Genomic DNA, 26,187 nt, shown 5'->3' on the forward strand with positions numbered 1-26,187 from the left:
TTTACAACGGTGGATTGAGGAATCGGTGGATGGCCTGGACCACCACCGAGCCCTCGCCCACGCCGGACGCCACGCGCTTGACCGACCCCGAACGCACGTCACCGACCGCGAAGACACCGCGTAGCGTCGTCGCATAAGGCGACGGGGTGGCATAGCCGTCCGCATCGCGACCGGTGAGCACGAAACCTTTCTTGTCCAGATCCAGGCAGCCCTGCAACCAGGACGTATTCGGCTCGGCGCCGATCATCACGAACAACGCGCCGATTTTCTTGCGTTCCTGCGCGCCACCGGCACTGCACGACCAACCCACTTCACGCAGGTAGGCATCGCCGTCGAGGTGATCGATCTGGCAGTGCGTGTGCAGGGTGATGCGTGGGGACTGCAGGATGCGCTGCACGAGATAGTCCGACATGGTCGCGGCCAGTCCATTGCCGCGAACCAGGATGTGCACGTGCGCGACCGTCCGGGCCAGGAACATCGCTGCCTGCCCTGCGCTGTTGCCGCCACCGACCACGGCGACTTCTTCGCCGGCGCACAGCTGCGCCTCCATGGCGGTGGCCGCATAGTGGATACCCTGCCCTTCGAAGCGCTCGTAATCGACATGCTCGAGCTTGCGATAGCGTGCACCGGTGGCGATGACGATGGCACGGGCCGACGCGACGCTACCGTCATCCAGGGTGAGCCGGTACGGGTGACCACCGCAATCCACGCTTTCCACGGTGCGCGCGATCGCCATGTGCGCGCCAAACTTCATCGCCTGCACCTGTGCGCGGCCGGAGAGCGCCTGACCCGAAATGCCGGTGGGGAAGCCCAGATAGTTCTCGATCTTCGAACTGGTGCCGGCCTGGCCGCCGGGCGCGAGCGCTTCGATGACCAGGGTGTCGAGCCCTTCGGAGGCCGCGTAGACGGCGGCGGCCAGGCCGGCCGGTCCGGCACCGACCACCACGACGTCGTGGACGTGATCCTTATCAAGCTCGATGCTGATCCCGAGGTCATCGGCGAGCTCGCCATTGGTCGGGCAACGCAGCACGCGCCGGTCCGGCATGATCACCACGGGGCATTCGCTGGGATCGAGCCCGAAGCCGTCGAGCAGGTGCCGGGCGTCCTCGTCGATATCCGTGTCGAGCAGACGGTACGGATAGCCATTGCGGATCAGGAAGCTGCGCAGACGGGCGGTATCCGCGGCATGTGCCGAGCCCGCCAGGATCACGCCGCCCTGGCCGCTCTGGATCAGTCCCACGCGGCGCAGGATGAAGGCGCGCATGATGATTTCGCCGATGTCCGGCTCGCCCGAGACCAGCTTGCGGAAGCTGGTCGGATTCATGCGCACCAGTCGGGTTTCCATGCCCGCCCGTCCGTTGACCATGATCTTGCGTTCGCTGAAGAGGTCCACCTCACCGGTGAACTGATTGGGCCCATGCACGACGAAGATGTTCGGCGTGCCGTCCTCGGCCGTGTCGTAGACCTCGATGGCACCCTCGATCACGAAGAAATAGTCGACACGGCGCTCGCCGCGACGGAACAGCATCGTGCCGGCGGGCACGACCTCCTCCACCCCGTATTTCACCAGGCGCGCGGACATCTCCTCGTTGAGGTGGGGAAAGGTCTGCTCACGGCGATTCATCGGGCTCGACGGATCGTTTTCGGAGGGTATGGCCATCGTGCAATTCCAGTGGGTATCGGGCGCGACAGCCCGCGGCTGTCACGTTAGCGGACGCGCCGCCGGCCTTCTTGTATCGGAGCACCATCATGCCTGCGTAGACTGCGGCCGCAAGCCCCACACCGAGACATTCATGTTCGCTGCCGAGACCGTCGTCACACCACCGGGCCGCCCGGCCCGCCTGCTTCGATCGCCGGTCGCCAGGCTGGTCGTGTTCTTCACCTTGCTGAAGCTGTTCCAGTGGGTCGCCGGTGAAGCGTGGACGGCGCTGGGGCTACCCGCCGGCTTCATCCCCTTTCGCGACACCACGCTGACGATGGAACTGCTGCGACTGGGACCCATCGTGCTGGCCTACGCCCTGTTGGTGGGACTCGTGGAGCGGCGTCGGGCCGACGAACTCGCGGTGGCGAAGGCCGCGCCCCACCTGCTCCTCGGCCTGGCGGGAGGTGCCCTGTGTTTCTCCCTGATCGTGGCGGCCCTGTGGGCACTGGGCGCCTTCGTCGTCGAGGGCGTGAACCGCGACGTCGACTGGGTCGGACGCCTCCTCGTCATGGGGCTCGGGGCGGGTATCGGCGAGGAAATCATCAGTCGCGGCGTCCTCTTCCGCCTCATCGAGGAAGGCCTCGGCACCTGGGCCGCGTTGCTGATCTCGGCCGCGGTATTCGGCGGCCTGCACGCCTGGAACCCCAACGCGAGCGCCTGGAGCGTCGTGGCCATCGCCCTGGAGGCGGGCCTGCTGTTCGGCCTCCTCTACCATGTCACCCGCTCCCTCTGGGTCTGTATGGGCGCCCATGCCGCCTGGAACGTCGCGCAGGGGCCGCTCTACGGCATCCCCGTCTCGGGGTTCGAGCAACGTGGCCTGCTCGCGTCGCACATGCAGGGGCCCGACTGGCTCACCGGCGGTGCGTTCGGTGTCGAAGCCTCCATCGTCGCCCTCTGCATCTGTTCGCTCGCCACCGCCGTATGTCTTGCCGTGGCGATGCGCCGCGGCAGCCTCGTCCCGCCGCCGTGGCGGAGGCCCGGCGCTCAACCTGGCTGAGCAAACGCCGTTAACGTGCAGAACACCACCGAACGGTGGCATTGTTATCTCCTGAACCCCAACCGGTCATCGCATGTCTTCCAACGAAAAGCAGCGCAACTGGCTCGCCGACCAGCCGCTACAACGCAAGATCGTCATCGCCATCGGCGCCCTGCTGGCCCTCTTCATCGCGGCCTGCATTGCCAACCTCGGGTCGCTGTGGCGCGAAAACGACACCCGGGACTGGTCCAAGCACACCTACGTGGTGTTGCTCACCCTCGACGACGTGAACAACGACGCACAAATGCGCCAGGTCGCATCGCGCGGGTTCCTGCTCACCCAGTCGGACACCGAGTACGCCGACTTCGAGACCGCGGACCGGGACCTCGTCCGGAGCCTGGCCAGCCTGCGCCAGCTCACCGCCGACAACCCGCTGCAGCAGTCGCGCATCGACCGCCTGCAGGACATGCTCGACCGCTGGAAGGCCGAGGTCACGAAGTATGCCCTCGAGCCCATGCGGGCCATCGGCAATGCCGATACGCCGGAGGGTGCGGTTGCGCGCGAATCCATCCGCCACGACTACCTCAGTCACCGCACCGTCATCATGACCGACGTGCGCAAGCTGATCGACGAGATGTCGGCGACGGAACGCGTCCTGCTCGACACCCGTAATGGCGCGCTGGACGACGTCCTCGTCGCGACCAAGTACATCGACATCGTGTCGCTGCTGGCCTGCCTGGCCTTCGGCCTGTTCGTGATCAGCATGACCTTCCGCCTGATCACCCGCCCGATCGTGCGCATGACCGAGCTGATGTCGCGCCTGGCCGCTCATGACCACAGCATCGAGGTGCGCCAGCTCACCCGCCGCGACGAGATCGGCGAGATCGCACGCGCCCTGCAGGTCTTCAAGGAAATGTCGATCGAGACCGCCGGCCAGACCTGGCTGAAATCCACGGTGACCTCGATCTCCAACAAGTTGCAGGGCGCGACGACGTACCGCGAGTTTGCCGACGTGCTGGTGACCGAACTGGTTCCCGTGATGAAGGCCGGCCTGGGCGTCTTCTACCTGTTCCACGAAGAGACGGCGCGCCTCGAGCGGCTGGGCACCTACGGCTTCAAGGAACGCCGCCATGTCACGGCCGAGTACCAGCTCGGCGAGGGGCTGGTCGGCCAGGCGGCAGTGGAGCGCCGCACGATCGTCCTGCAGGACGTCCCCGAGGACTACACCCGTATCCATTCCGGGACGGGCGAAGGCGCACCGCGCAGTATCGTGGTGCTGCCTGTCACCTCGCGCGAAAGCCTGCTCGGCGTCGTGGAGATCGGCAGCTTCACCCACCTCACCGCCATCGAGGATCGCCTGCTCGAAGAGCTGATGCCGATCGTCGCGCTATCACTGGAAAACCTCGGCCGCGCAATCAGCACCCGCGCACTGCTCGAGCAGACGCAGAGCCAGGCCGACGAGCTGCGCGCCTCGGAAGAGGCCTTGCGCAGCCAGCAGGAAGACCTGCGCTCGACCAATGAAGAACTGAAGACCAAGACCAACGAGCTGCAGGAACAGTCGCAACGACTGGTCGCCTCCGAGGAAGAGCTGCGCGTGCAAACCGAGGAGTTGCACGCCTCCAACGAGGAACTGCGCGAGAAAAGCGTCACCCTCAACGAACAGAAAGACGCACTCGAAGCCTTGCAGAAGGACACCCAGGGCAAGGCCGAGGAGCTTGCACGCGCGAGCCAGTACAAGTCCGAATTCCTGGCCAACATGTCGCACGAGCTGCGCACCCCGCTGAACAGCCTGCTGATCCTCTCTCGCAGCCTCGCCGACAACGACGAGGAGAACCTTTCGGGTGAGCAGGTGGAATCGGCACGGATCATCCACGATGCCGGCTCCAACCTGTTGCGCCTGATCAACGACATCCTCGACCTGTCCAAGGTCGAGGCCGGCAAGATGGACCTGGTAGTCGACACCTTCCCCCTGGCCGATCTCTCCCGCACGCTCGCCCGCACGTTCAACCACGTGGCCCAGGAGAAGAAGCTGGCCTTCACCGTGGACATGGATCCGGGATTGCCGGCCACCATCCGCACGGACGGCGCCAAGCTGGAGCAGGTCGCCAACAACCTGCTCAGCAACGCCTTCAAATTCACGGCCCGGGGCAACGTGCGCCTGCACGTCTCCCGTCCGCAGCCAGGTGCCGTCCTTCCCGCTGGACTCGCGCCGGAGACGACGATCGCCATCGCGGTCAGCGACACCGGCATCGGTATTCCGGACGACAAGATGCAGCGCATCTTCCATGCCTTCGAACAGGTAGATGCGAGCACCAGCCGCCAGTACGGTGGCACGGGGCTGGGCCTGGCCATTTCGCGTCGCATCGCCATGCTGCTCGGCGGCGACATCGTACTGGCGAGCGAGGCGGGGCAAGGCAGCACGTTCACTGTCTACCTGCCTGAAGAAGCCCCCGACACCGGCCGCCAGGCCGAGGCCGTGCCGCTGCAGCAGGCCGCAGCCGAAGCGACGCTGCCGCTATCGCCCGGGCTGATCACCGAGACCATCGACGACGACCGCGCATCCATCAGTCCCGGCGACACGGTCATCCTGGTGATCGAGGACGATCCGGCCTTCGCTCGCATCCTCGCCGACATGGTCCATCGCAAGGGCCATCGCGTGCTTGCCGCAGGCGATGGCGAATCCGGGCTCGCGCTGGCAAAGCGCTATCGCCCCACCGGTATCCTGCTCGACGTCATGCTCCCCGGCATGGACGGCTGGACTGTCATCGAACGCCTGAAGGGCGACGTCGCCACGCGGCACATTCCTGTGCACTTCATCTCGGCGACCGACGACGCCACACGCGGCATGGAACTCGGCGCCGTCGGCTTCCTGACCAAGCCGGTCAGCCGTGAATCCATCGCGACTGCCTTCGACCGCATGCTGCATTTCGCCACCGGTCGCACGCGTCATCTGCTCGTGGTCGACGACGACGCCAGCGCGCGGACCGCCGTGCGCACCCTCCTCAAGGACGACTCCGTCGTGATCGAGGAAGCCGCATCGGGCGAGGAAGCCCTGGCGAAGACGTCGCAGACCGTGTTCGACTGCATCGTGCTCGATCTCGGCTTGCCGGGCATGTCCGGCATCGACTTCCTCGAACACCTCTCGCGCGGCGGCCACACGCCGCCGGTGGTGGTGTATTCGGGACGCGACCTGAGCCGCGAAGAGAGCATGAAGATACGCCAGTACACTGACAGCATCGTGGTCAAGGGCGCGCGCTCGCCGGACCGCCTGCTCGATGAGGTGAGCCTGTTCCTGCACTCGATTCGCCACGGTGGCGGCGCACGCGACGAGGCCGCCACCGCAGCCGGCGGTGTCGACGAAGCCGGCCTGCGCGGCCGTCGCCTTTTGCTGGTCGACGACGACATGCGCAACCTGTTCGCCTTGTCGAAGGTGCTACGTGCCAAGGGCATCGACGTGGTGATGGCGCAGGACGGTCAGAAAGCGCTCGATACCATGGACAGCGACAAAGGCATCGAACTGGTCCTCATGGACATCATGATGCCGGTGATGGACGGCTACGAGACGATGCGTGCGATCCGCGCCCGGCCGGAGGTCGCCAAGGTACCGATCATCGCACTCACCGCCAAGGCGATGCGCGGAGATCGCGAGAAATGCCTCGAGGCCGGTGCCAGCGACTATCTGTCCAAGCCGATCGACGTCGACCGCTTGCTGTCGATGATCCGCGTCTGGCTACCGACCAGGAGCTGAGGTGGATATCGAAGACATCGAGGTCCAGCTCTTCGTCCGCGCCATGCAACTGCGCCATGGCTACGACTTCAGCGAGTACGCGCCCGCGTCGCTGAAGCGGCGCATACAGCAGCTGGTTCGTACCCATGGCGTGGCTTCGATCAGCGAGCTGAACAGCAGGCTCCTTCACGAGGACGGTTTCGTCGCCCGCGTGATCGAGGGCCTGTCGGTGCCGGTGTCCGAAATGTTCCGCGATCCGCCCGTGTTCCGCGCCCTGCGGGACAAGGTGTTTCCGGTGCTGGCGTCGTACCCGGAGATCAATATCTGGCAAGCGGGCTGTGCGCATGGCCAGGAAGTCTATTCGCTGGCGATCCTGCTCGAGGAAGCCGGACTGTACGAACGCTCGCGCATCTACGCCACAGACTTCAACGATGCAGCGCTGGCCATCGCCACGGATGGCATCTACGCGACGCGCGAGGCGCGCGACTGGTCTCGCAACTACATGGAGGCCGGCGGAAGCCACTCACTGAGTGACTACTACAGCGCGCGCTACGACTTCATCAAGCTCGATAAGCGTCTTCGTCGCAACGTCACCTTCTTCAACCACAACCTGGTCACCGACGAGGTGTTCTGCGAAGCACATCTGATCCTGTGCCGGAACGTGCTCATCTACTTCAGCAATCCCTTGCAGGATCGTACGCTCGGACTGTTTCGCGACAGCCTGGTCCGCGGCGGTTTCCTCTGCCTCGGCACGCGCGAGAACATCGACTTTTCGCCGGCAGGCGCCGGCTTCACGGACGTGGAGCACGCGCTGCGCATCTACCAGGTCGGCGGTACCGGCGCGCGGGCGCTGAGCCGATGAAGCCGCGGCAGGCCATCGTGATCGGCTGCAGCGCCGGGGGACTGACTGCCCTTCAACGCGTGCTGCCCGGCATCGACACCCGCCTTGGCGCACCCGTCGTCGTCTGCTGTCACACCGCATCGGCCGACGTGACCATCCTGGTCGACCTGCTCGGTCGATACGCCAGCCTGCCCGTCGTCGAAGCCACCGAAAGAGCCCCCGTCGATCCCGGCGTGATCCACGTCGCCCCAAGCGGCTATCACCTCATGGTCGAGCCGAACTTTCATTTCTCGCTCAGCGTCGATGCGAAGGTCGCCTACGCGCGCCCTTCGATCGACGTGCTTTTCGAAACCGCGGCGGACGCCTGGCGCGATGGACTCATCGCCGTGCTCCTGACCGGGGCCAACTCCGACGGTGCCCAGGGCCTGGTCGCCGTCCGTCATGCCGGTGGATACGCCATCGTGCAGGACCCCCTGACCGCGGAATCGGATGTCATGCCCCGCGCCGGCCTCGAGGCCGCGGGTGCCGATGCCTGCCTGCCACTGGAAGCCATTGCGGCCAAGCTCAACGAACTATGCCTTTCATGAATACGAATCGCCCCAAGATCCTCGTCGTCGACGACACCCCCGCCAACCTCGTCGCCATGCGACGCCTGCTCGCCCGTGCGGACGCCGACATCTTCGAAGCCGCGAGCGGCAATGAAGCGCTCGCCCTTTGCCTGGACCACCAGTTCGCGCTCGTCCTGCTGGACGTGAACATGCCGGAGATGGACGGCTTCGAGGTGGCCCAGTTCATCTCCGAGAGCGATCACCTCAGCGAGACGCCGATCATCTTCGTTACCGCGGCTTATGCGGATGACATCAACCGCATCAAGGGCTATACGGCGGGCGCGGTCGACTACATCGCCAAGCCGATCAACGACGTCATCCTGCAGTCGAAGGTGAAAATCTTCCTGGAGCTCTATCGCGCCCGCGCCTTGCTGCAACAGGCGCTGGACGAGCTGTCGACGCGTAACCAGCAGCTCACCTCCGAAGTCGCCGAGCGCACGCGGATGGAACAGCTGGTCCGCCACCAGGCGACCCACGACGCACTGACCGGCCTGCCCAACCGCATTCTCTTCCGCGAGCGCCTGGAGGATGCCATCGTCGCCGGCGATGCGGACGGTGGTTCGTTCGCGCTGGCTTATATCGATATCGATGGCTTCAAGGGTGTCAACGACAATCACGGACACGCCGCCGGCGATGCCTTGCTCAGGGCCATTGCCGGGCGACTCGGCGGCCGCACGCGCGATACCGACACCGTGGCGCGCCTGGGCGGTGACGAGTTCGCCGTACTCCTGAACGATGCGGCCGATGCGGACGCCGCCCTGGCCCGTTGCCAGACGCTATGCGATGCGATCGCCGAGCCATACACGCTCGACGTCAATGGTTCACGGCTGGGCGTCACGATCGGCGCGAGCATCGGCGTGACGCTCTTCCTTCCGGGTGACGCTTACGACCGTCTCGTGGTCGCCGCCGATACGGCCATGTACGACGCCAAACGATCGGGCAAGAATCGCTGCGTGCTCGGCTGAATCAAAGGCTGGCCAGGAACGCTTCCAGCACCGCCCCGCGATAGCGCTGCCGATGCAACAGGATCGACAGCGTTCGCTTCAGGTCGAGGAAGGGCGTCGGCAGGACCACGAGCCGTTCCGTCTTCACCGCATCCACGATCGCCACCTCGGGCAGGCACGCCAGGCCGAGGCCGGCGATCACCGCCTGCTTGATCGCCTCGGACTGGTCCAGCTCCAGCACGACCTTGCCCTCCGGTAGCGCGGCCAGCGCCTGCTCGCTGAGTGCACGTGTCGCCGAGCCGCGTTCGCGCAGCACCCAGCGTTCGCCCGCAAAGTGCTCGCGCTTGAGCCGGGCCTTCCCGGCGAGCGGATGGTCGGGACGCGCACATACCACGAGGCGATCCTCGCGCCATGGCCGGGCTTCGATCGAGGGGTGATTGACGGGCCCTTCGACACAGCCAATGTCGAAATCGTGATCGAGCACGCCCTGGGCGATGCGCGCCGTATTGGCGACGCCCAGCCGCAACGCCACGCCGGGGTGCTCGGAAGCGAAAGGGCCGATCAGATCGCCGACCAGATAATTCCCGACCGTGTTGCTTGCGCCGATGCCGATATCGCCGGTGAGCTCCGCCACCGAGCCTTCGGCCCGGCGACCGAACTCGGCGTGGCGTTCGACGAGCTCCCGTGCCAGCGGCAGCAACTCACGGCCGCGATCGTTCAACCGGAGTCGCCCTCGCTCACGCGCAAACAGTGGCGAGCCGATCTGTCGCTCCAGCTCGGCGAGCGCCATGCTCGCCGCAGGCTGACTGAGGAACAGTCGCTCACTGGCAGCGCGTACGCCACCCACCGTGGCGACAGCCACGAAGACTTCAAGTTGGCGGGGGCTGACGGCATGCATAAGCACTTCTTATACGCCTTATCAGACATTTTCAATATCCTTATGCCACCAGGCGCCGGACAATGGCTTATCGCCTGAAGGAAACGCCGCCGTGTCCGCCGTCACCGTCCCGCCCCCCTCCGCACCCCGCCTTTCCGGCATTCTCCTGGCCCTGTCCGTCGCTGCCGTGGCGTTCGGCCTGGGTCGACTGATGCCCCTGATCGGCGGCGCCGTCTGCGGTATCGTCCTTGGCATCCTCGTCCGCCACTTCGCGCCGCCGGAAGAACGCTTCCAGCCGGGTATCCGCTTCGCCTCGAAGCAGGTGCTGCAGTGGTCGATCATCGCGCTAGGTTTCGGTCTCAGCCTCACGCAGGTCGCCCATACCGGCATGGAGTCCCTATCGGTCACGCTGGCCACGGTAGCCGCGGCGGGACTCGCCGCATGGATCCTCGGCCGCGTCCTCGGCGTGCATGACAAGTTGAAGCTGCTGATTGGTGTCGGCACCGCGATTTGTGGTGGCTCGGCGATCGCCGCCGTGGTTCCGATCATCAAGCCGGACGAGCACGACACCGCCTTCGCCATCTCGACGATCTTCCTGTTCAACCTGGTCGCGGTGCTGCTCTTTCCGGCCCTGGGCCACTGGATGGGCCTCTCCGACCTGGGCTTCGGCCTCTGGGCGGGCACCGCGATTAACGACACCTCCTCGGTGGTCGCCGCCGGTTACAGCTACAGCCACGCCGCCGGTGACTTCGCGACAATCGTGAAGCTCACGCGCGCTACGCTGATCATCCCGATCAGCCTCGGCATCGCCCTGATCGTCGCCTGGCGCGAGAAGCGCAGTGGAGCGACCGACTTCAGCCTGGCGAAGATCTTTCCCTGGTTCATCCTCTGGTTTCTCGTCGCCTCAGGCATTCGTACGGCCGGCCTCGTTCCCGAAGTCGCCCTGCCCGTCATTCACTTCGTGGCGGAGTGCCTGATCATCGTGGCGTTGACGGCCATCGGCCTGTCGGCCGACCTGCGTCGCATGGCATCGACAGGGCCGCGACCGATCCTGCTGGGGCTCGGCGTCTGGGCAGCCGTCGCGCTGACAAGCCTCCTGGTGCAGCACCTGATCGGCCGCTGGTAAAAAAAATGTGGGAGCCGCTTCAGCGGCGAAAAGCCAACAGGGCGGTGACGCCGCAAGGCCAATCGCCGATGAATCGGCTCCCACATAGAACATCAAACATCGCCGATAAATCGGCTCCCACAGGGACTGCCGGGTATCAGCCCCGCTTGGCCAGCGTCAACAGCTGGTCGAGCAACGCGATGGCCAGGTCGATTTCGTCGTGCGAGATATCGAGCGACGGGGCGAACGTGATCACGTTCTTGTACCAGCCGCCGACATCGAGCACGAGACCGATCTTCTTGCCGTTATGGGTGAGACCGCCGGCCAGGCCGATGTCGACCATGCGGTCGAGCAGCGCCTTGTTCGGCGTGAAGCCGTCGTCGGTGCAGATCTCGGCACGCAGCGCGAGGCCCAGGCCGTCCACGTCACCGATTTCCTTGTGACGCTTCTGCAGGTCGCGCAGGCCGTCGAGGAAGTGCTTGCCCTTCTCGGCGACACGCGTGCCGTAGTCGAGCTCGTAGCCCATCTTGATCACTTCCAGGCCCAGTGCGGTACCGAGCGGGTTGGAATTGAACGTGGAGTGGGTCGAACCCGGCGGGAAGATCTCGGGATTGATCAGCTCTTCGCGCGCCCAGATGCCGGACAACGGATTGAGGCCATTGGTCAGCGCCTTGCCGAACACCAGCACGTCCGGATTGACGCCGAAGTGCTCGATCGACCACAACTTGCCGGTGCGCCAGAAACCCATCTGGATTTCGTCGACGACCATCAGGATGCCGTACTTGTCCAGGACCTTCTTGAGGTCGATGAAGAAGTTCTTCGGCGGAATCACGTAGCCGCCGGTGCCCTGGATCGGCTCGACGTAGAACGCGGCGTATTCGGCCTCACCGACCTTTGGATCCCACACGCCGTTGTATTCGGTTTCGAACAGGCGCTCGAACTGGCGCACGCAGGCGTCGGAATACTCTTCCGGCGTCATGCCCTTCGGGCGACGGAACGGATACGGGAACGGGATGAACTGCGCGCGCTCGCCGAAGTGGCCGAAGCGACGACGGTAGCGGTAGCTGGAGGTGATCGAGGAAGCGCCGAGGGTGCGACCGTGGTACCCACCCTCGAAGGCGAACATCAGGCTCTTGCCGCCACGCGCGTTGCGCACGATCTTCAGCGAATCTTCCACGGCCTGCGCGCCGCCGACGTTGAAGTGRCAGCGACCGTCGAGACCGAACTTCTGCTTGGCGTCGACCGCGATGGTCTTGGCGAGTTCGATCTTGCCCTGGTGCAGGTACTGGCTGGCCACCTGCGGCAGCAGGTCGATCTGCGCCTTCAGGGTGTCGTTGAGTCGCTTGTTGCCGTAACCGAAGTTCACGGCCGAGTACCACATCTGCAAATCGAGGAACGGGATGTTCTCGCTGTCGTAGATGTAGCTGCCTTCGGCGTGACGGAAGATCTTCGGCGGGTCCACGTAATGCACGGTGTCGCCAAAGGAGCAGTATTTCGCTTCGTCGGCGAGAAGGGTCGCGTCGTCGATGACGACCTGCGGGGTCTYGGAGAGGATGGTCATGCGGAAATTTCCTGGACGTTCGTCGCGGTAATGGGCATAGCGGTCTGCGGCAGCAGCGTGCCGTCAATCAGGGCGGGAAGCAGTTCGACGGCTTCGTCGAAGCTGGCAATCGGCACATAGGGAATACCGGCGGCGCGGCAGTGCTCGATGAGGCGGTTCTTGGCGAAAACGAAGTCGACGCGATCGGCAGCGCAGAAATCCGACGCGCCATCGCCGATCAGCAGGGTCTTGCCGCCACGCGACTTGGCGACGTCGACGCGAGCGCACTTGCAGGTGCCACTGCGGCAACCGGCGGCGCTGAACGGCGAGGTGAGGTTCCACGCGCGCGTGTCGACCTGGTTCAGGTGATTGGCCACGGTCGGCAGGCTGTCGATACCGTGATGGGCGAGGATGGCGTGAATCGCATGGTCGAGGCCGTCACTGACGATCTCCATGGGAATGCCGTACTCGATCGTCGCCTTCACGAACGCGGCAAAACCGTGATCGATGTGCAGGCCGTCGAGATGGCGATCCAGCTCGGCACGGCTCATGTCGAGCAAGGCGACCTGGCCGGCCATGCACACGGCCGAACCGATCACGCCGGCGCGCCAGTCGCGCTCGAGGATTTCCCAGCCCGGACGGCCGAACCGGTCCAGCAATGAGTCGATGACGTCCTCGACGGCGATCGTGCCATCGAAGTCGCAAAGGATGTTCCAGTCAGGTGAGCTCAGCACAACGTAAGCAGCCGTTTTTCGGGATGCTGCGCAGGCTACGTGGCCTCCCTTTCCCACCCCTTTCCCGTGAAGACAGCGTGAGCTAAGGCGCTTGTGGCATCCTTCACGCCTCCCCATCCCGGCTTTTGCGCATGCGTCGTCCGTGTTTTGCCGCCCTGTCCCTGCTCGTGGCCTGCGCGGCCGTCCACGCCGAAGACGATGACGCGCCGACCTATGCCTTTGGCGCGGGTGCGCAGCGCCTGCCCGCCTGGCAGGGATCGAAGGATCACCGCAACCAGGCCATCCCGTATATCGACATCGAGATCCCCGGCGTGGGCGAACTGTCGACCTCGGATGGGCTCAAGGTCGACCTTCTCCACGGCGAGCATTGGCATGGGGGCGCCTATGGCAGCTGGCTGTGGGGCCGCACGCGCGATGCCCTGGGCCCGCTCGGCGGCAAGGTCCCCTCGCTTTCGCCGCGCTTCCAGGGGGGCGGCTACCTCGAATACGCGTTCACCAAGAAGTTCACCGTGGGCGGCCATGTCGCCCATGACACCGATGGCGCCGGCGCCTATGGCGCGCTTTACGCCGACTACCAGCTGCCTGATGTCTGGTACATCCAGCACTCGCTCGAGCTGCAGGTGCAAGGCATGAATGGTCCGGCCATGCGTCGCTTCTTCGGTGTCACGCCTGCCGAGGCCGCCAACCTCGGCACGCCTGCCTGGCGCCCCGGCGCGGGTGGCCAGTCGGCGGATATCGAGTACGACGCGTTCATTCCGACGTCACTGCAGACCGGCTTTGCACTTGCCGTGAGCTACGGGAAACTCTACGGCGGCGCCGGCTCGAGTCCACTGGTCAGCCGCTTCGGGTCCACCCGTCAGGTCACCGAAACACTCGCCTTCGTCTACCACTTCTGAGGCGTCGGGCCCTGAGGCGTTGCGTCAGGCCAGGTCGGCGTCCAGCCCATCGCGTTCGAATGGCGACGGAAGCGCAAACAGCACCGCCAGCATGACCAGGTGCGCCGCCGCGGAAAGGCACGGCGCCCACGTGTCGGACAGCACGTCGTGCGGAAGGATGTCGCCGATCAGCACGTTGGCCAGGTTCCAGCCCCAGTGCATAMCGACCGCGAGCCATAGCGACCCCGTGCGCGCCACGGCTGTCGCATACGCGAGGCCGAAACAGAACAGCGTCGCCCATTCGGTCGGTCCGCGCTGCAGCCGGTAGATATGGTCCAGGACATAAAGCACGCTGGACGCGAGCACGAACACCCAGGGCTGCCAGCGGATGCGGGCGGCACGATAAGGAAACCCACGCGTGATGATGTCTTCGGCCAGCGAGGGAACGAAGGTCACCAGCAGTGCCCAGGGAATCGACGACAGGAAGGACACCGCTGCGGCGGGCGCCGCCTCGGGCGCCCGCGCGGCATAGACGTTCAACGCCATGCCCACGCAGACCGCGACGTACTTCATCAGCAAGGCCAGTGCGAGACCGCCTGCCAGCAGGAGCGGCGCGGTGCGACGCCACTCCAGCGCGTAGGCCTCGTAGCCGCGGAAACCGAGCCAGCGACCCAGCGGCCACGCGGCTCCGAGCACGGCGAGCAGGAAGGCCGCCTGGACGGCCACGCTACCGAGCAGGCGAGCACCGATACCTTCGGCGGCCTGGTACAGGACGAACAGGAGCGCGAACGCGAGCGCAATGCGCCTACGGTCGTTAGAAAACATGGATTCCCCGGTACGATGTCGCCGGGACCAAGCTTAAGGCGTGAACGCGTTGCGCGCCATAGTCTGTAGCCAGGTGTCGCCGCGCGGCTCAGCGGTCGTCGCGGGTCCAGATGGCGTCGTCGCGCTCCTGCACCGGGAACACCGTGACCGGCTCGTACGCCGGCGGGCAAGTCACCTCGCCCGTACGCAGATCGAACCGCGCGCCGTGGCGTACGCACTCCACGTCGAAACCGACGACCGGGCCACCGGCCAGTTCGCCGCCATCGTGCGTGCAAACGTCTTCGATGGCATAGAGGGCGCCGTCGATGTTGTAGACGGCGATAGCCGTATCACCATCCCAGACGACCTTGAACTCGCCCGGCAGGAGTTCGCTACGCGTACCGACGCGAATCCAGTGACTCATCGGCCCAGGTCCTTGACCAGGTACTCGAAGCGAAGATCGTCGCGCTGCGGCAGGCCGAAGCGCTCGTCGCCGTACGGAAAGGCCTTGGTGCGACCCGTGCGGACGTAGCCGCGGCGCTCGTACCAGGCGATCAGTTCGGCGCGGATATCGATCACGGTCATCTCGATCCGTTCGCAGCCCCATTCCTCGCGCGCGATTCGCTCGACTTCCTCGATCACCAGCCGGCCGATGCCTGCGCCCTGGAGCGGCGGGTGCACGGAGAACATACCGAAATAACACACCGGCCCCTGGTGCTCGATATAGCAGGAGGCACCGATGGCGCCGTCGCGCTCGAACAGGACGAAGCGGCCGTTCTCGCCGACCAGGAGCGCGTCGATCTCGGTGACATCGGTGCGCCGGCCATGCAGGAAGTCGGCCTCGGTGGTCCAGCCCGCGCGACTGGCGTCGCCGCGGTAAGCGGACTCGACCAGGGCGGCGATCAGCGGGGCATCGGCGGCGGTAGCGGTTCGGAACGTATGCGTCGGCGTCATGAGCGGGCGGCAGTAGTTTTCAGGTAGGAGCCGATTCATCGGCGAACAGGTGCTTGCGATCATGCCGAAAATTCCGCTCCGCAGGAATCGCCGATAAATCGGCTCCTACCAAGAGCGGGCGGGCCGACGACGAATCGGATCGGCCTGCCTCAAAGCAAGAGCTTGCGTACCTTGCCGATCGCCTCGATGAAACCATCCACCTCGGCCTTCGTGTTGTAGAAAGCCAACGACGCGCGCAGGGTCGCGGGTACGCCGAAGAAATGCATCAACGGGTGCGCACAGTGATGGCCCGATCGGACGGCCACGCCCTGCAGGTCCAGCAGGGTCGCCATGTCGTTGGCATGGGCGCCCTCGATCAGGAACGAGATGACCGGTTCCTTTTCTTTCGCGCGACCGAAGATCCGCACGCCGGGCAGGTTCTCCACCGCCTTCGTGGCATACGCCAGCAGGTCCTGTTCGTAGGCCGCAAGGCGATCGAAGCCAAGGTTCTCGATGTAGCCGATGGCAGCCGCCATGCCCGCGAAGCCAGCGATATTCGGCGTGCCGGCCTCGAACCGATGCGGCGGATCGGCGAAGACCGTGCCTTCGAAACGCACCTCGCGAATCATCTCGCCGCCGCCGAAGAACGGAGGCATCGCCATCAGGTGTTCACGCTTTGCCCAGAGCGCGCCGGTACCGGTGGGCGCCAGCATCTTGTGACCGGTGATGGCGTAGAAGTCACAGCCAAGGGCCTGCACGTCGATGCGACGGTGCGGTGCCGCCTGCGAGCCGTCCACCAGCAGCGGAATACCGCGCTTGCGGCATTCGCGCGCGATCTCGCGAATCGGGTTGACCGTTCCCAGCACGTTCGAAACGTGCCCGACACAGGCGAGCTTGACCTCCGGCGTGAGCATCTCGAAGAACCGCTCGAGGATCAGGTCGCCATTCGCGTCGATCGGCGCCGCCTTGACCGTCGCGCCGGTACGCTCGGCGACCAGCTGCCAGGGCACGATATTGGCGTGATGCTCCATCACCGTAGTGAGGATCGCGTCACCCGGTTTCAGGCGCGGCAGCGCGTAGCTGTAGGCGACCAGGTTGATCGCCTGCGTCGTACCGGAGGTCAGGATCACTTCGTCGCGCGAGGGCGCATGGATGAAACGCGCGATCGCATCGCGCGCACCTTCGTACGAAGCCGTCGCCTCCTCGCCCAGCGTATGCACCGCACGCGCCACGTTGGCGTTGTGCTGGCGATAGTGGCGATCCACCGCCTCGATCACCGACACCGGCTTCTGGCTCGTGTTGGCGTTGTCGAAGTAGATCAGCGGCTTGCCGTGGACGGTGCGCGACAGCAGCGGAAAATCCTCGCGGATGCGCTCTACATCGAGCGGCAACACCGCTGGCTCGGGCTTGGCGTTCATGGCTGGCTCCGGTATTCGGTGTTCGGTGTAATTAGGCGAGCGCCTCGGAGGGACTGGTCGGCAGGTGACCGACCAGCAGGTCGCCCAGGTGCTCGCGCAAGGCCTCGTTCGGCAGCGATTCGAGCGCGGCGCGGCAGAAGGCCAGCGTGAGCAGGCTCCGCGCCTGTGCCAGCGGGATGCCACGCGACCGCAGGTAGAACAGCGAGCGTTCGTCGAGCTGGCCGATCGTCGCGCCGTGCGCGGCCTTGACCTCGTCGGCGTAAATCTCGAGCTCCGGCTTGGTGTCGATCTCGGCCTGGGCCGACAGCAACAGGTTCTTGTTGCTCAGCGAGGCATCGCTGCCATCGGCACCTTCCGCCACCACGATGGCGCCACGGAAGACACCGCGCGCGCGACCGTCCGCGATCCCGCGCCAGAGGGCATCCGACGCGGTATCGCGCGCGTTGTGGCGCACTTCGAGCTGGGTATCGGTGTGCTGGCGGCCGCTCAGGGCAAAAACGCCGCGCGAGTCGAAGCGCGCACCGTCACCGACCAGTTCGGTCGTGAGTTCGTGGCGAACCAGGGCGCCACCGAGCTCAAGCGCATGGACGGTCGCCGCCGCGGCAGCTTCGACGCGCACGTGGCTGCGACGGACGAGCGTGGTCGTCGCCGATGCGTCCTGCAGGAGCACCATGCCCAGCGTCGCCCCGTCGCGCACGACGACGTCGGTAACGACGGTACCCAGCTGGGCGGCATCACCCTGGGAGACGAAATGTTCCACGACATCGGCGCGGGCGCCCTGCCCCACGTCGATCAGCACGCGAACGTGCCAGGCGGTGTCGGCCTGCGTGCCACTGGAGACGTGGACGATATGCAGCGGCTTCTCGATCGTGGCGTTGCCGGCGACGTGCAGGACGACCCCATCGACGGCAAGCGCCGCATTCAGGTGAGCGAAGGCATCGGCCGCGCCACGACGATAACGATTCGCCAGTGCGAAACGAAGCGGCTCCGGCTGTGCGGCAAGCGCGACGCCGAGCGGCGAGAGCGAGACGCCCTCACCGGCGTCCAGCGACGAAAGATCCGCACGGAACACGCCGTCGACGAAGACGATGCGTGCGCCGTCGACACCCGGCAGCGCATAGCGCGACGGATCGACAACGACGCACTTCGCCACACCGGCGTCAGCGAGCGCGAACGCGCGCTGCGACAGCGCCCGCAGTGACGTGTACTTCCAGGCCTCATTGCGGGCCTCGGGCAAGCCGGTCTCGGCGAGCGTGTCGAGATTTTCGCGACGCGCGGCATCGAGCCAGGCAATGCCGCTGGGCGGTACGGCCGCGGCGGCATCCAGTGCCGCCCGCACGAACGGGGACGGCGCGGGATTCATGCCGGAGCTCCGGCCAGATCGGCCTTGCGCAGTTCCGGATGGTGATCCGCCAACCAGGCGTAGCCCTGCTCCTCGAGTTTGAGCGCGAGGGACTTGTCGCCGCTCTCCACGATCCGTCCACCCGCAAGCACATGCACGAAATCGGGCTCGATGTAGTCCAGCAGGCGCTGGTAGTGGGTGACGATCAGGAACGACCGGTCCGGCGACCGCAGGGCGTTGACGCCTTCGGCGACCTGCTTCAGCGCATCGATGTCGAGGCCGGAGTCGGTCTCGTCGAGAATCGCCAGCTTTGGCTCCAACACGGCCATCTGGAAAATCTCGTTGCGCTTCTTCTCGCCGCCGGAGAAGCCCTCGTTCACCGCGCGATGCAGCAGGTCGTCGGAAATCTGCATGACCTTCAGCTTCTCGCGCACCAGCTTCAGGAAGCGCATGGAGTCCAGCTCTTCCTCACCACGGAACTTCCGCTGCGCGTTGAGCGCGGCACGCAGGAAGTAGGTGTTGTTGACGCCGGGARTCTCCACCGGGTACTGGAAGGCGAGGAACATGCCGACGGCAGCGCGTTCTTCCGGCTCCAGCGCCAGCAAGTCGCGACCATCGAAGTTTACCGAACCGTCGGTGACCTCGTAACCATCACGTCCGGAAAGAACATTGGCCAGCGTGGATTTACCCGCGCCGTTCGGACCCATGATCGCGTGCACTTCACCGGGCTTCACGGCGAGCGAAAGGCCTTTGAGGATCTCCTTGCCTTCGACGCGGGCATGGAGGTTGTCGATCGTAAGCATGTGCATGGTGCTATCCATCAGGGCGTGAGGTGCGACAGCGCGTCGAGCGCGTCATCGCGGCGATCCCAGGGCACGAAGAGGTGATCGTGCAGGAACGCGGAAACGGGGTTGCAGGGAATGCCGCGCTTGGCCAGCGCAGCGGAAACGGCGGCCATCAGGCCGACCGCGGTAAGACTCGACTGCACGCGCAGGGTGATGCGCGCCCACAGCATGCGGTCGTTTCCGGGGGTCTCGTCATCGACGTCGACGATCAACGTCGTGCCCTCGGCTTCGCGGAACATCATCAGGGCGTCGGCCATGCGTTCCCGCGCCTTCTCATGCGAGGCGTGCAGGAAACGCTTGGGCACCGGATCGAGTTCCGGATCGAGCGCGGCCAACAGGGCGCGCAGATCGGTCAGGCCCGGAGCGGAGCCGGCAATACCCATGCTCAGCCCACCGCGCCTTCGAGGGAGACCTCGAGCAGCTTCTTGGCTTCGACGGCGAATTCCATCGGCAGCTCACGGAACACCTGCTTGCAGAAGCCGTCGACAATCATCGAGACCGCGTCTTCCTCGCCGATACCGCGCGAGAGGCAGTAAAACAGCTGGTCGTCGGAAATCTTCGAGGTGGTCGCCTCGTGCTCGACGATCGCGCTGGGGTTCTTCACTTCCATGTACGGGAAGGTGTGCGCGCCGCACTTCTTACCGATCAGCAGCGAATCGCACTGCGTGTAGTTACGCGCGCCATCGGCGCCCTTCTCGATCTTCACCAGGCCACGGTAGCTGTTCGAACTACGGCCGGCGCTGATGCCCTTGGCGACGATCTTCGACTTGGTGCCCTTGCCGATGTGGATCATCTTGGTGCCGGTGTCGGCCTGCTGGCGGTGGTGCGTGAGCGCCACCGAGTAGAACTCACCGACGGAGCGGTCACCGCGAAGCACGCAGCTGGGGTACTTCCAGGTGATCGCCGAACCGGTCTCGACCTGGGTCCAGGAGATCTTCGAATCCGCGCCGCGGCAGTCGCCGCGCTTGGTCACGAAGTTGTAGATACCGCCGACGCCGTTTTCGTCGCCCGGGTACCAGTTCTGCACCGTGGAATACTTGATCTGCGCGCGCTCGAGCGCGACCAGCTCGACGACCGCCGCATGCAGCTGGTTCTCGTCGCGCATCGGCGCAGTGCAACCTTCGAGGTAGGACACGTAGGCGTCGTCTTCGACGACGATCAGCGTGCGTTCGAACTGCCCCGTGTTGATCGCATTGATGCGGAAATAGGTCGACAGTTCCATCGGGCAACGCACGCCCTTGGGAATGAAGACGAAGCTGCCGTCCGAGAAGACGGCCGAGTTGAGCGCCGCGAAATAGTTGTCGCCGGTCGGCACGACGCTGCCCAGATACTGCCGGACCAGCTCGCCGTGCTCGCGGATCGCTTCGGACATCGAGCAGAAGATCACGCCGGCCTCGGCCAGTTCCTTGCGGAAGGTCGTGCCGACGGAAACCGAATCGAACACCGCATCGACGGCTACGCCGGCAAGGCGGGCACGCTCGTGCAGTGGCACACCGAGCTTCTCGTAAGTCTCGAGCAGCTTCGGGTCGACTTCATCGAGCGACTTCGGGCCAGCCTTCGGCGCGGAGTAATAGCTGACGGACTGGTAGTCGATCGGCGCGATGTCGAGCTTGGCCCAGTCCGGCTCCGGCATGGTCAGCCAGTGTCGATACGCGGCCAGGCGCCACTCGGTCATCCACTCCGGCTCGCCCTTGATCGCGGAGAGCTGGCGGACGGTGTCCTCGCTCAGGCCGGGCGGAAGGCTGTCGGATTCGATATCGGTGACGAAGCCGGCCTCGTAGCGGCGATTGAGCGCCTCTACGACTTCAGCGTTGTCGCGCACCGGGGCTGCCACGTCGCGTGTCATGTTCTCACTCTCGTTCATGCGTTCGCCTGCGCGACCGGAGTCGCGTCCTTTGCCGGCGCCGTGGGGCGCCCGGCCAGCATCTGGGCCAGGGTCATGGCGCGCAGCACGCCGCCGATGGCCCCGGAAACCGAGCGCCAGCTGTCGCTGACGCCACATTGGGACTGACGGTCGCACTGACCCTGGGCCACGCTGCACTCCGTCATCCCGATCGGCCCTTCCATCGCCTCGACGATGTCGGCGAGGCTGATCGCCTCGGCCGGACGCGCCAGGCGGTAGCCGCCGTTGACGCCTCGAAACGACTCCACCAGGCCCGCATGGCCGAGCAGCTTGAGCAGCTTCGACACCGTGGGCAGCTCCAGGCGCGCCTCGTCGGCGATCTGAGCGGTACTCAGAACGTCGGCAGGATGCGCGGCGATGCAGGTCATCACCACGGTCGCGTAATCGGTCAAACGGCTGACACGGAGCATCGGGGAAGGGGGACAGTCAATACCGGACCAAAATGGTACTGTTTTCCGGCCGACTGTGCAATGCGAACGGCCCCGACACGCCCCTTGTAGGAGCCGATTCATCGGCGATCCCGCGGCAGCGGGCCAGTCCCGCAGCCCGATCCGGTCTAGCGCGAGCACCCTATCGCCGCTGAAGCGGCGCCTACAACGGCCTGGCCTGCTGCCGGGCGCGGCTCGGCTCCACATGGCGCGCCGCGGTCATCACCCAGGCCGCATCACTAAGATCAGCTTCCGAGCCCCTTATTTCGTCGGTTCCTTGTCTATCCAGTCGCATCGCCGCTTCCAAAATACGCCCCGCGCCCGAAGGGCCACATCTGCGTCATTCCTATAGGCGATTGCTAAGCGACATGCCGCATTGCGATCGCCGTTCTCTGCCGCGATCTTGTACCAATCCATTGCCGTCGAAGTGTCTTTAGCGGCAAGTTCGAAGTACATGGCCACTCGCATGCCCGCAAGGGGGTCCCCCGACGCCGCCGCGAGCTTCAGCCGCGCCAGCTCGCTCTGACTGAGCCCGAGATCGTCGTTCAGCCCTATCGCGGGCTCGACCTGTCCTGCGAGCGCCGAAGTACTCATGGCGACGAGAGTCGATATCGCAAGAAGGAAAAAGTGCCTCTTCATGGTCCACCGCTCGGGGTATAAACGTGAAGGGATTGATACACGGGGTACATCGGCGTCCCATATTGCCCAGTGTTGTCCGGATAAGCGAGGCCGGACCAATATTTTCCGCGCTGCGTGATGAATAGCGTGGTGGGCGACGCCTGCACGGGAACGTTTGTCAGATCCGCGAGACGCTGAGCAAATGAATCGGTGCCGCCTCCCGCGTCACATACGAGCAGTTTGATTGGTGTCCCTGGTTTGTAAGTTGGGTCATTGGCGAGCGACCTGGCGAGATCCTTCAGCGGCTTCGCTCGTGGGACCGGATCGCCTCGATCATGGCGATCAGACGCGAGGTCTCGCCCGCCTCCACCAAGTCCTCGGCGGTCCGGAACCCCAGCTCGGCAATGGGATCTTCGACATACCACGCCCGACGCCGGGCGCGGTTCGGCTCGATGTGGCGGGCGGCGGCCATCACCCGGGCGGTGTCGCACAACAGGCCAACGGACATACCGGCGGCCTCAGGGATTGACCGGCAGGCCGGTGGCGGCCCGCCCGTCGCTGTTCGGCACGGTCGGCTGGACGGCGCCCACTCGCCCGTCCTCGACCAGTGCAACACGGCGCGACGCGGCAGCATCGCGCAGCGCGGCGTAATAGTCGGGCGACTGCTCCAGCTTGTCGGTCAGGGGCAGCGCGCGCGAACGCCCGTCTACGATGCCGCCCGCGGTCCCGGCCAGCTGGAGGTCGCCCACGGTGTCGGAGTTGTCGCCGAGCCGGTTGAAGGCCAGGGTCAGGATGCGCCCGACGGAGTCCCGCACGTTCGACGAGCCGAACACCGGAAGCTCCACCGTATGCCCCGGCCCCATCCCCCAGACCCCAAAGGTCTGGCCGAGATCGGCGGCGTGGTGAGGCATGCCCCAATGATTCGCGACATCGAAGATGCCGACCACGCCCACCGTGCTGTTCACCACGAAACGGCCGGCTGTGTTGAGCGATCGCAGGAAGTTGGCCTGGAGCAGGTCATTGGCAAAAACCAGAGGCTCCTGGAGATTCTGCGCGAAGTTACGCACACCGTTCCGCACCGGCTTGCCCAGATGGGAATAGCCCCGCGCCACCGGGCGAAGGACGGCATGGTCCACCGCCTTGTTGAAGGCGAACACCTTCCGGTTGATCGGCTCGTTGGTCGCGATGGGGGCGGCCGTGTCCGCTTCGTCCTTCCTCACACCATGGGAACAGGCCGAGAGCACCAGCGCGGAGAACAGGGCCAGGAACGTCGGGGTTGAACGCAGGGAAGCGGGCATCGGAATCTCTCGGGTGGGCGGGCTTGACCTGAGAGTGACGACCGTTTGCGTATCGCGTTTTTCCACTTCGCGTCTGGCCGGACATAGTGTTTCCAGCCGGAAATAAATGACAAAACAGGTGCTCGAACCGATATATATAGCGTCACGCACAACAGAATCCGGCCCACCCATGCAACGCCTTCTCATCGTGGACGACGACGAGGAAATCCGCTCGCTGCTGCAGCGGTTCTTCCTCCGGAACGGGTTCGAGACCGATATGGCCGCCTCGGGAAAGGAGATGGACGCCCGCCTCGCGAAGGCGTCTTACGATCTCGTCCTGCTCGATGTCATGCTCCCCGACGAGGACGGCTTCAGCCTGTGCAAACGGATCCGGGCGGCGGGACGGATGGCGATCATCATGGTTACGGGTGTCGTCGAAGCGACGGACCGCATCGTCGGTCTCGAACTCGGCGCGGACGACTACGTCACCAAACCCTTCGACGCACGCGAATTGCTCGCTCGTGTGCGCGCCGTGCTCCGTCGCAGTGAGGCGCCCGCCGCACGGGAGTCGCTCGCCAATCACTCGCCCACGCTGTGTTTCAGCGGCTGGCGGCTCGACATCGTGCGCCGCGAGCTACGTTCGTCCGACTTCACGCTGACGCCCCTCTCCGGCGGCGAGTTCGAACTGCTCGTTGCGTTTGCACAGCATCCGCAACGTGTCCTGACGCGCGAGCAACTCATCGACATGTCGCGCGGCCCCGCTCACGAAGCCTTCGATCGCAGCATCGACGTGCAGGTAAGCCGGCTGCGCCGCAAGATCGAGGAAGATCCCGGCGATCCGGAAATCATCCGCACGGTGCGCAACGTGGGCTATCTGTTCGCATCCACCGTGGAACGCAAGTGATCCGCCCGGGGCGCTGGGCTTCCGACACGATCGGACGGTGGTTCGCCATCAACATCGTCGTCGCGGTGATCATCGCGGCGGGCATGAATGCGGCGTTCGTCGCCGTCGCCGGTGTTTGGGCGAAGCCGGGCATCGACGAGACCGGTATTGTCGACCAGGCCGTGGCCATCACCCGCGTTCTCGATGGCATGCCTCCCACCCTGCGACCGCAGCTTGCTGCCTCGGCAAACAACCCGTCCTACCGCGCGACGTGGTTGCCGAACGATGCGGCACTTCCGATCCCGATCGCAACGTCGACGTTTCATATCGGCAGGGAAAAGGTCAGGACACTGCTCCGACGCCCGGACGCCCGCGTCCTGGCCTACGAGCCCGGCGACCCCGGCCTGCATGGACCGGAAGACCACTACGGACTGGCGATCAGCCTGTCGGACCGGTCGTGGGTACTCTTCGTCACCTCCGAGCGCAGCTGGGGACTGGGTGGTGGCAAGCGCAGCCTGTTGACCGCCGCTTTCATCGTGGCATGTAGCCTTGTCGTGGCGGCCCTGGCCAGCCGGCGCCTGGCGCGACCCATGGAGCGCTTCGCGCGACAGGCCCAGCGCTTCGGCACCGACGTCAATGCGCCGCCCGTCGAGGCCACCGGCCCCCTCGAGATCCGCCTCGTCGGCCAGGCCTTCAACGAAATGCAGGCGCGCGTGCAGCGTTACGTCGCCGACCGGACCCACATGCTCGCCGCGATATCGCACGACCTGCGCGCCCCACTCACGCGCATGCGCCTGCGCGGGGAGTTCATCGAGGACGAGGAGCAGCAGCGGAAGCTGTTCCGTGACGTGGACGAGATGCAGGCGATGGTGAACGCCTCGCTGAACTTCTTCCGTGACGACAGCGAGCAGGAGGTCGCGACGCGCTTCAACCTCTCCGAGCTGGTCGACACGGTGCTGGACGACTTTCGCGACGCTGGCGACGATGTCACGTTCCACGCTGGGGAAAGCATCGCTTACGTGGGCCGCCCGCTTACGCTGCGCCGGGCGATTGCTAACGTTGTCGAGAATGCGATCAAGTACGGCACTCGCGCTACCGCTTATCTATCCGCGAGCAGCGACTGGGTCGAGATCGTCATCGACGACGACGGCAACGGCATTCCCGAGCATCTTCGCGAAGATGTTTTTCGCCCGTTCTTCCGCGTCGAGAGTTCACGCAATCGAAAGACGGGCGGCGTGGGACTAGGCCTTGCCGCGGCACGCTCAGCGGTGCGGGGCCATGGTGGGGATATCTCCCTGGAGAGTCACGAATCAGGCGGGCTTCGCGTTCGGATTCGGCTGCCGGTGGTCACCGGTACCTGAGCCGCTGAAAATCAACACTACGTCGGCAATCCAATAAGGAGGCTGGCTACCGGTACACAAACTCGGCAGATCCACCCGACCCGGGACTCAAGCCGACGACCAGATACCGCACGCCGCCCACAAGAGTCGACGCCTTCGTCGTTTCGGCAAACCCGCTCGGGACGGCTCCATACATCACGCGCGAAAGCGGCTTGGCAGACCCGGGCCCAACCTTGAAAGCCCACATGGGATGTTTGTAATCCCATTCGTCAGATGCATTCAACCTGACAACGAGCATCGTATTTATCTCGACGTTGTTATCAACATTGAGCGGACCTCTCTTGGTCAACTCGAAAGAAGGGACCTCGCCTGTCTGTGACACCTCTATGGTGAATTTCGATGAGAATCCGCATAAAGCAAGAACGAGAGTGCCCAGAACAAATGTTCTTGATGCTGCGTTCATGCGG

General features: G+C 65.1%; 26 protein-coding genes. 9 read left to right on the forward strand and 17 right to left on the reverse strand.

Annotation, left to right across the window (positions count from 1 at the left end; genetic code table 11):
• Position 1 precedes the first annotated feature (1 nt).
• Positions 2-1,660, reverse strand: a complete 1,659-nt coding sequence (locus AC1DYM_RS01890) for an FAD-dependent oxidoreductase (RefSeq protein ID WP_477335393.1) — start codon at positions 1,658-1,660, stop codon at positions 2-4.
• Positions 1,661-1,793: 133 nt separating this feature from the next.
• On the opposite strand from AC1DYM_RS01890, the gene AC1DYM_RS01895 reads away from it, so the two are divergent.
• The 5 genes from AC1DYM_RS01895 (at position 1,794) to AC1DYM_RS01915 (ending at position 8,819) form a co-directional block, all read left to right on the forward strand.
• Positions 1,794-2,699 carry a lysostaphin resistance A-like protein gene (locus tag AC1DYM_RS01895; RefSeq protein ID WP_477335395.1) on the forward strand — a complete coding sequence of 302 codons (906 nt, stop codon included), beginning with the start codon at positions 1,794-1,796 and terminating at the stop codon, positions 2,697-2,699.
• A gap of 73 nt (positions 2,700-2,772) precedes the next feature.
• Entirely contained in the window at positions 2,773-6,426 is a 3,654-nt protein-coding gene (locus AC1DYM_RS01900; RefSeq protein ID WP_477335397.1) for a response regulator, read from the forward strand.
• Between the two features lies 1 nt (position 6,427).
• Positions 6,428-7,267 (forward strand): CheR family methyltransferase, encoded by an 840-nt coding sequence (locus tag AC1DYM_RS01905; RefSeq protein WP_477335399.1) that lies wholly within the window; start codon positions 6,428-6,430, stop codon positions 7,265-7,267.
• A complete protein-coding gene (locus AC1DYM_RS01910; protein WP_477335401.1) occupies positions 7,264-7,833 on the forward strand; it encodes a chemotaxis protein CheB in 570 nt (189 codons plus the stop codon). The genes AC1DYM_RS01905 and AC1DYM_RS01910 overlap by 4 nt, the downstream gene beginning before the upstream one ends.
• On the forward strand, positions 7,830-8,819 hold the full coding sequence (locus AC1DYM_RS01915; protein WP_477335403.1) for a diguanylate cyclase domain-containing protein: 990 nt from the start codon (positions 7,830-7,832) through the stop codon (positions 8,817-8,819). Before AC1DYM_RS01910 ends, AC1DYM_RS01915 begins: the two co-directional genes overlap by 4 nt.
• A gap of 1 nt (position 8,820) precedes the next feature.
• Here the strand turns inward: AC1DYM_RS01915 and AC1DYM_RS01920 are convergent, their stop codons facing one another.
• The gene (locus AC1DYM_RS01920) at positions 8,821-9,696 is read right to left on the reverse strand and encodes a LysR substrate-binding domain-containing protein (protein ID WP_477335405.1); all 876 of its coding nucleotides are present in this window, start codon (positions 9,694-9,696) and stop codon (positions 8,821-8,823) included.
• Positions 9,697-9,787: 91 nt separating this feature from the next.
• Here AC1DYM_RS01920 and AC1DYM_RS01925 point away from each other — a divergent pair, with 91 nt between their 5' ends.
• Positions 9,788-10,801: a YeiH family protein gene (locus AC1DYM_RS01925; protein WP_477335407.1), complete on the forward strand. Its 1,014-nt coding sequence runs from the start codon at positions 9,788-9,790 to the stop codon at positions 10,799-10,801.
• A 136-nt stretch (positions 10,802-10,937) separates the two neighbouring features.
• On the opposite strand, the gene AC1DYM_RS01930 is transcribed toward AC1DYM_RS01925, so the two are convergent.
• Together AC1DYM_RS01930 and AC1DYM_RS01935 are read right to left on the reverse strand one after the other, a co-directional pair.
• The gene (locus tag AC1DYM_RS01930) at positions 10,938-12,341 is read right to left on the reverse strand and encodes an aspartate aminotransferase family protein (protein ID WP_477335409.1); all 1,404 of its coding nucleotides are present in this window, start codon (positions 12,339-12,341) and stop codon (positions 10,938-10,940) included.
• Positions 12,338-13,051, reverse strand: coding sequence for an MtnX-like HAD-IB family phosphatase (locus AC1DYM_RS01935; protein WP_477335474.1), 714 nt, complete (start codon positions 13,049-13,051; stop codon positions 12,338-12,340). The genes AC1DYM_RS01930 and AC1DYM_RS01935 overlap by 4 nt, the downstream gene beginning before the upstream one ends.
• 134 nt (positions 13,052-13,185) lie before the next feature.
• On the opposite strand from AC1DYM_RS01935, the gene AC1DYM_RS01940 reads away from it, so the two are divergent.
• Positions 13,186-13,950 carry a MipA/OmpV family protein gene (locus AC1DYM_RS01940; protein ID WP_477335411.1) on the forward strand — a complete coding sequence of 255 codons (765 nt, stop codon included), beginning with the start codon at positions 13,186-13,188 and terminating at the stop codon, positions 13,948-13,950.
• Between the two features lie 24 nt (positions 13,951-13,974).
• On the opposite strand, the gene AC1DYM_RS01945 is transcribed toward AC1DYM_RS01940, so the two are convergent.
• The 12 genes from AC1DYM_RS01945 to AC1DYM_RS02000 all read right to left on the reverse strand — a co-directional run bounded on the left by AC1DYM_RS01945 (position 13,975) and on the right by AC1DYM_RS02000 (position 23,668).
• Positions 13,975-14,754 carry a lysostaphin resistance A-like protein gene (locus AC1DYM_RS01945; protein WP_477335413.1) on the reverse strand — a complete coding sequence of 260 codons (780 nt, stop codon included), beginning with the start codon at positions 14,752-14,754 and terminating at the stop codon, positions 13,975-13,977.
• Positions 14,755-14,842: 88 nt separating this feature from the next.
• Entirely contained in the window at positions 14,843-15,157 is a 315-nt protein-coding gene (locus tag AC1DYM_RS01950) for a non-heme iron oxygenase ferredoxin subunit (protein WP_477335415.1), read from the reverse strand.
• The gene (locus AC1DYM_RS01955; RefSeq protein ID WP_477335476.1) at positions 15,154-15,687 is read right to left on the reverse strand and encodes a GNAT family N-acetyltransferase; all 534 of its coding nucleotides are present in this window, start codon (positions 15,685-15,687) and stop codon (positions 15,154-15,156) included. The genes AC1DYM_RS01950 and AC1DYM_RS01955 overlap by 4 nt, the downstream gene beginning before the upstream one ends.
• Before the next feature lie 149 nt (positions 15,688-15,836).
• Complete coding sequence (locus tag AC1DYM_RS01960; RefSeq protein WP_477335417.1) at positions 15,837-17,084, reverse strand: aminotransferase class V-fold PLP-dependent enzyme; 1,248 nt, start codon at positions 17,082-17,084, stop codon at positions 15,837-15,839.
• A gap of 31 nt (positions 17,085-17,115) precedes the next feature.
• On the reverse strand, positions 17,116-18,447 hold the full coding sequence (gene sufD, locus AC1DYM_RS01965; protein WP_477335419.1) for a Fe-S cluster assembly protein SufD: 1,332 nt from the start codon (positions 18,445-18,447) through the stop codon (positions 17,116-17,118).
• On the reverse strand, positions 18,444-19,229 hold the full coding sequence (gene sufC, locus AC1DYM_RS01970) for a Fe-S cluster assembly ATPase SufC (protein ID WP_477335478.1): 786 nt from the start codon (positions 19,227-19,229) through the stop codon (positions 18,444-18,446). The genes sufD and sufC overlap by 4 nt, the downstream gene beginning before the upstream one ends.
• 17 nt (positions 19,230-19,246) lie before the next feature.
• Positions 19,247-19,654 carry an ACT domain-containing protein gene (locus tag AC1DYM_RS01975; RefSeq protein ID WP_477335421.1) on the reverse strand — a complete coding sequence of 136 codons (408 nt, stop codon included), beginning with the start codon at positions 19,652-19,654 and terminating at the stop codon, positions 19,247-19,249.
• Positions 19,655-19,656: 2 nt separating this feature from the next.
• On the reverse strand, positions 19,657-21,117 hold the full coding sequence (sufB, locus tag AC1DYM_RS01980; protein ID WP_477335480.1) for a Fe-S cluster assembly protein SufB: 1,461 nt from the start codon (positions 21,115-21,117) through the stop codon (positions 19,657-19,659).
• Positions 21,118-21,131: 14 nt separating this feature from the next.
• Positions 21,132-21,584 carry an SUF system Fe-S cluster assembly regulator gene (locus AC1DYM_RS01985; protein ID WP_477335423.1) on the reverse strand — a complete coding sequence of 151 codons (453 nt, stop codon included), beginning with the start codon at positions 21,582-21,584 and terminating at the stop codon, positions 21,132-21,134.
• 279 nt (positions 21,585-21,863) lie between these two features.
• Positions 21,864-22,241 carry a hypothetical protein gene (locus AC1DYM_RS01990; protein ID WP_477335425.1) on the reverse strand — a complete coding sequence of 126 codons (378 nt, stop codon included), beginning with the start codon at positions 22,239-22,241 and terminating at the stop codon, positions 21,864-21,866.
• Positions 22,242-22,518: 277 nt separating this feature from the next.
• The gene (locus AC1DYM_RS01995; RefSeq protein WP_477335427.1) at positions 22,519-22,728 is read right to left on the reverse strand and encodes a hypothetical protein; all 210 of its coding nucleotides are present in this window, start codon (positions 22,726-22,728) and stop codon (positions 22,519-22,521) included.
• A gap of 10 nt (positions 22,729-22,738) precedes the next feature.
• On the reverse strand, positions 22,739-23,668 hold the full coding sequence (locus tag AC1DYM_RS02000; protein WP_477335428.1) for an MlaA family lipoprotein: 930 nt from the start codon (positions 23,666-23,668) through the stop codon (positions 22,739-22,741).
• Positions 23,669-23,687: 19 nt separating this feature from the next.
• Between AC1DYM_RS02000 and AC1DYM_RS02005 the strand changes: the two genes are divergently transcribed.
• A complete protein-coding gene (locus tag AC1DYM_RS02005) occupies positions 23,688-24,401 on the forward strand; it encodes a response regulator (RefSeq protein WP_477335429.1) in 714 nt (237 codons plus the stop codon).
• Positions 24,398-25,741, forward strand: a complete 1,344-nt coding sequence (locus tag AC1DYM_RS02010) for a sensor histidine kinase (RefSeq protein WP_477335431.1) — start codon at positions 24,398-24,400, stop codon at positions 25,739-25,741. Before AC1DYM_RS02005 ends, AC1DYM_RS02010 begins: the two co-directional genes overlap by 4 nt.
• 46 nt (positions 25,742-25,787) lie before the next feature.
• Here AC1DYM_RS02010 and AC1DYM_RS02015 read toward each other — a convergent pair whose 3' ends face one another.
• Entirely contained in the window at positions 25,788-26,183 is a 396-nt protein-coding gene (locus tag AC1DYM_RS02015; protein ID WP_477335433.1) for a hypothetical protein, read from the reverse strand.
• Positions 26,184-26,187 lie beyond the last annotated feature (4 nt).

Source organism: Luteibacter sp. P1_D3 (assembly GCF_056406135.1).

Coding starts and splice junctions, on each gene's coding strand:
- AC1DYM_RS01895 (WP_477335395.1), top strand. CDS start 1,794: ATGTTCGCTGCCGAGACCGTCGTCACACCACCGGGCCGCCCGGCCCGC.
- AC1DYM_RS01900 (WP_477335397.1), top strand. CDS start 2,773: ATGTCTTCCAACGAAAAGCAGCGCAACTGGCTCGCCGACCAGCCGCTA.
- AC1DYM_RS01920 (WP_477335405.1), bottom strand. CDS start 9,696: ATGCATGCCGTCAGCCCCCGCCAACTTGAAGTCTTCGTGGCTGTCGCC.
- AC1DYM_RS01990 (WP_477335425.1), bottom strand. CDS start 22,241: ATGAAGAGGCACTTTTTCCTTCTTGCGATATCGACTCTCGTCGCCATG.
- AC1DYM_RS01955 (WP_477335476.1), bottom strand. CDS start 15,687: ATGACGCCGACGCATACGTTCCGAACCGCTACCGCCGCCGATGCCCCG.
- sufB (WP_477335480.1), bottom strand. CDS start 21,117: ATGACACGCGACGTGGCAGCCCCGGTGCGCGACAACGCTGAAGTCGTA.
- AC1DYM_RS02005 (WP_477335429.1), top strand. CDS start 23,688: ATGCAACGCCTTCTCATCGTGGACGACGACGAGGAAATCCGCTCGCTG.
- AC1DYM_RS01915 (WP_477335403.1), top strand. CDS start 7,830: ATGAATACGAATCGCCCCAAGATCCTCGTCGTCGACGACACCCCCGCC.
- AC1DYM_RS01910 (WP_477335401.1), top strand. CDS start 7,264: ATGAAGCCGCGGCAGGCCATCGTGATCGGCTGCAGCGCCGGGGGACTG.
- AC1DYM_RS01995 (WP_477335427.1), bottom strand. CDS start 22,728: ATGTCCGTTGGCCTGTTGTGCGACACCGCCCGGGTGATGGCCGCCGCC.
- AC1DYM_RS01950 (WP_477335415.1), bottom strand. CDS start 15,157: ATGAGTCACTGGATTCGCGTCGGTACGCGTAGCGAACTCCTGCCGGGC.
- AC1DYM_RS01960 (WP_477335417.1), bottom strand. CDS start 17,084: ATGAACGCCAAGCCCGAGCCAGCGGTGTTGCCGCTCGATGTAGAGCGC.
- AC1DYM_RS01975 (WP_477335421.1), bottom strand. CDS start 19,654: ATGGGTATTGCCGGCTCCGCTCCGGGCCTGACCGATCTGCGCGCCCTG.
- AC1DYM_RS02015 (WP_477335433.1), bottom strand. CDS start 26,183: ATGAACGCAGCATCAAGAACATTTGTTCTGGGCACTCTCGTTCTTGCT.
- AC1DYM_RS01890 (WP_477335393.1), bottom strand. CDS start 1,660: ATGGCCATACCCTCCGAAAACGATCCGTCGAGCCCGATGAATCGCCGT.
- AC1DYM_RS01940 (WP_477335411.1), top strand. CDS start 13,186: ATGCGTCGTCCGTGTTTTGCCGCCCTGTCCCTGCTCGTGGCCTGCGCG.
- AC1DYM_RS01985 (WP_477335423.1), bottom strand. CDS start 21,584: ATGCTCCGTGTCAGCCGTTTGACCGATTACGCGACCGTGGTGATGACC.
- sufD (WP_477335419.1), bottom strand. CDS start 18,447: ATGAATCCCGCGCCGTCCCCGTTCGTGCGGGCGGCACTGGATGCCGCC.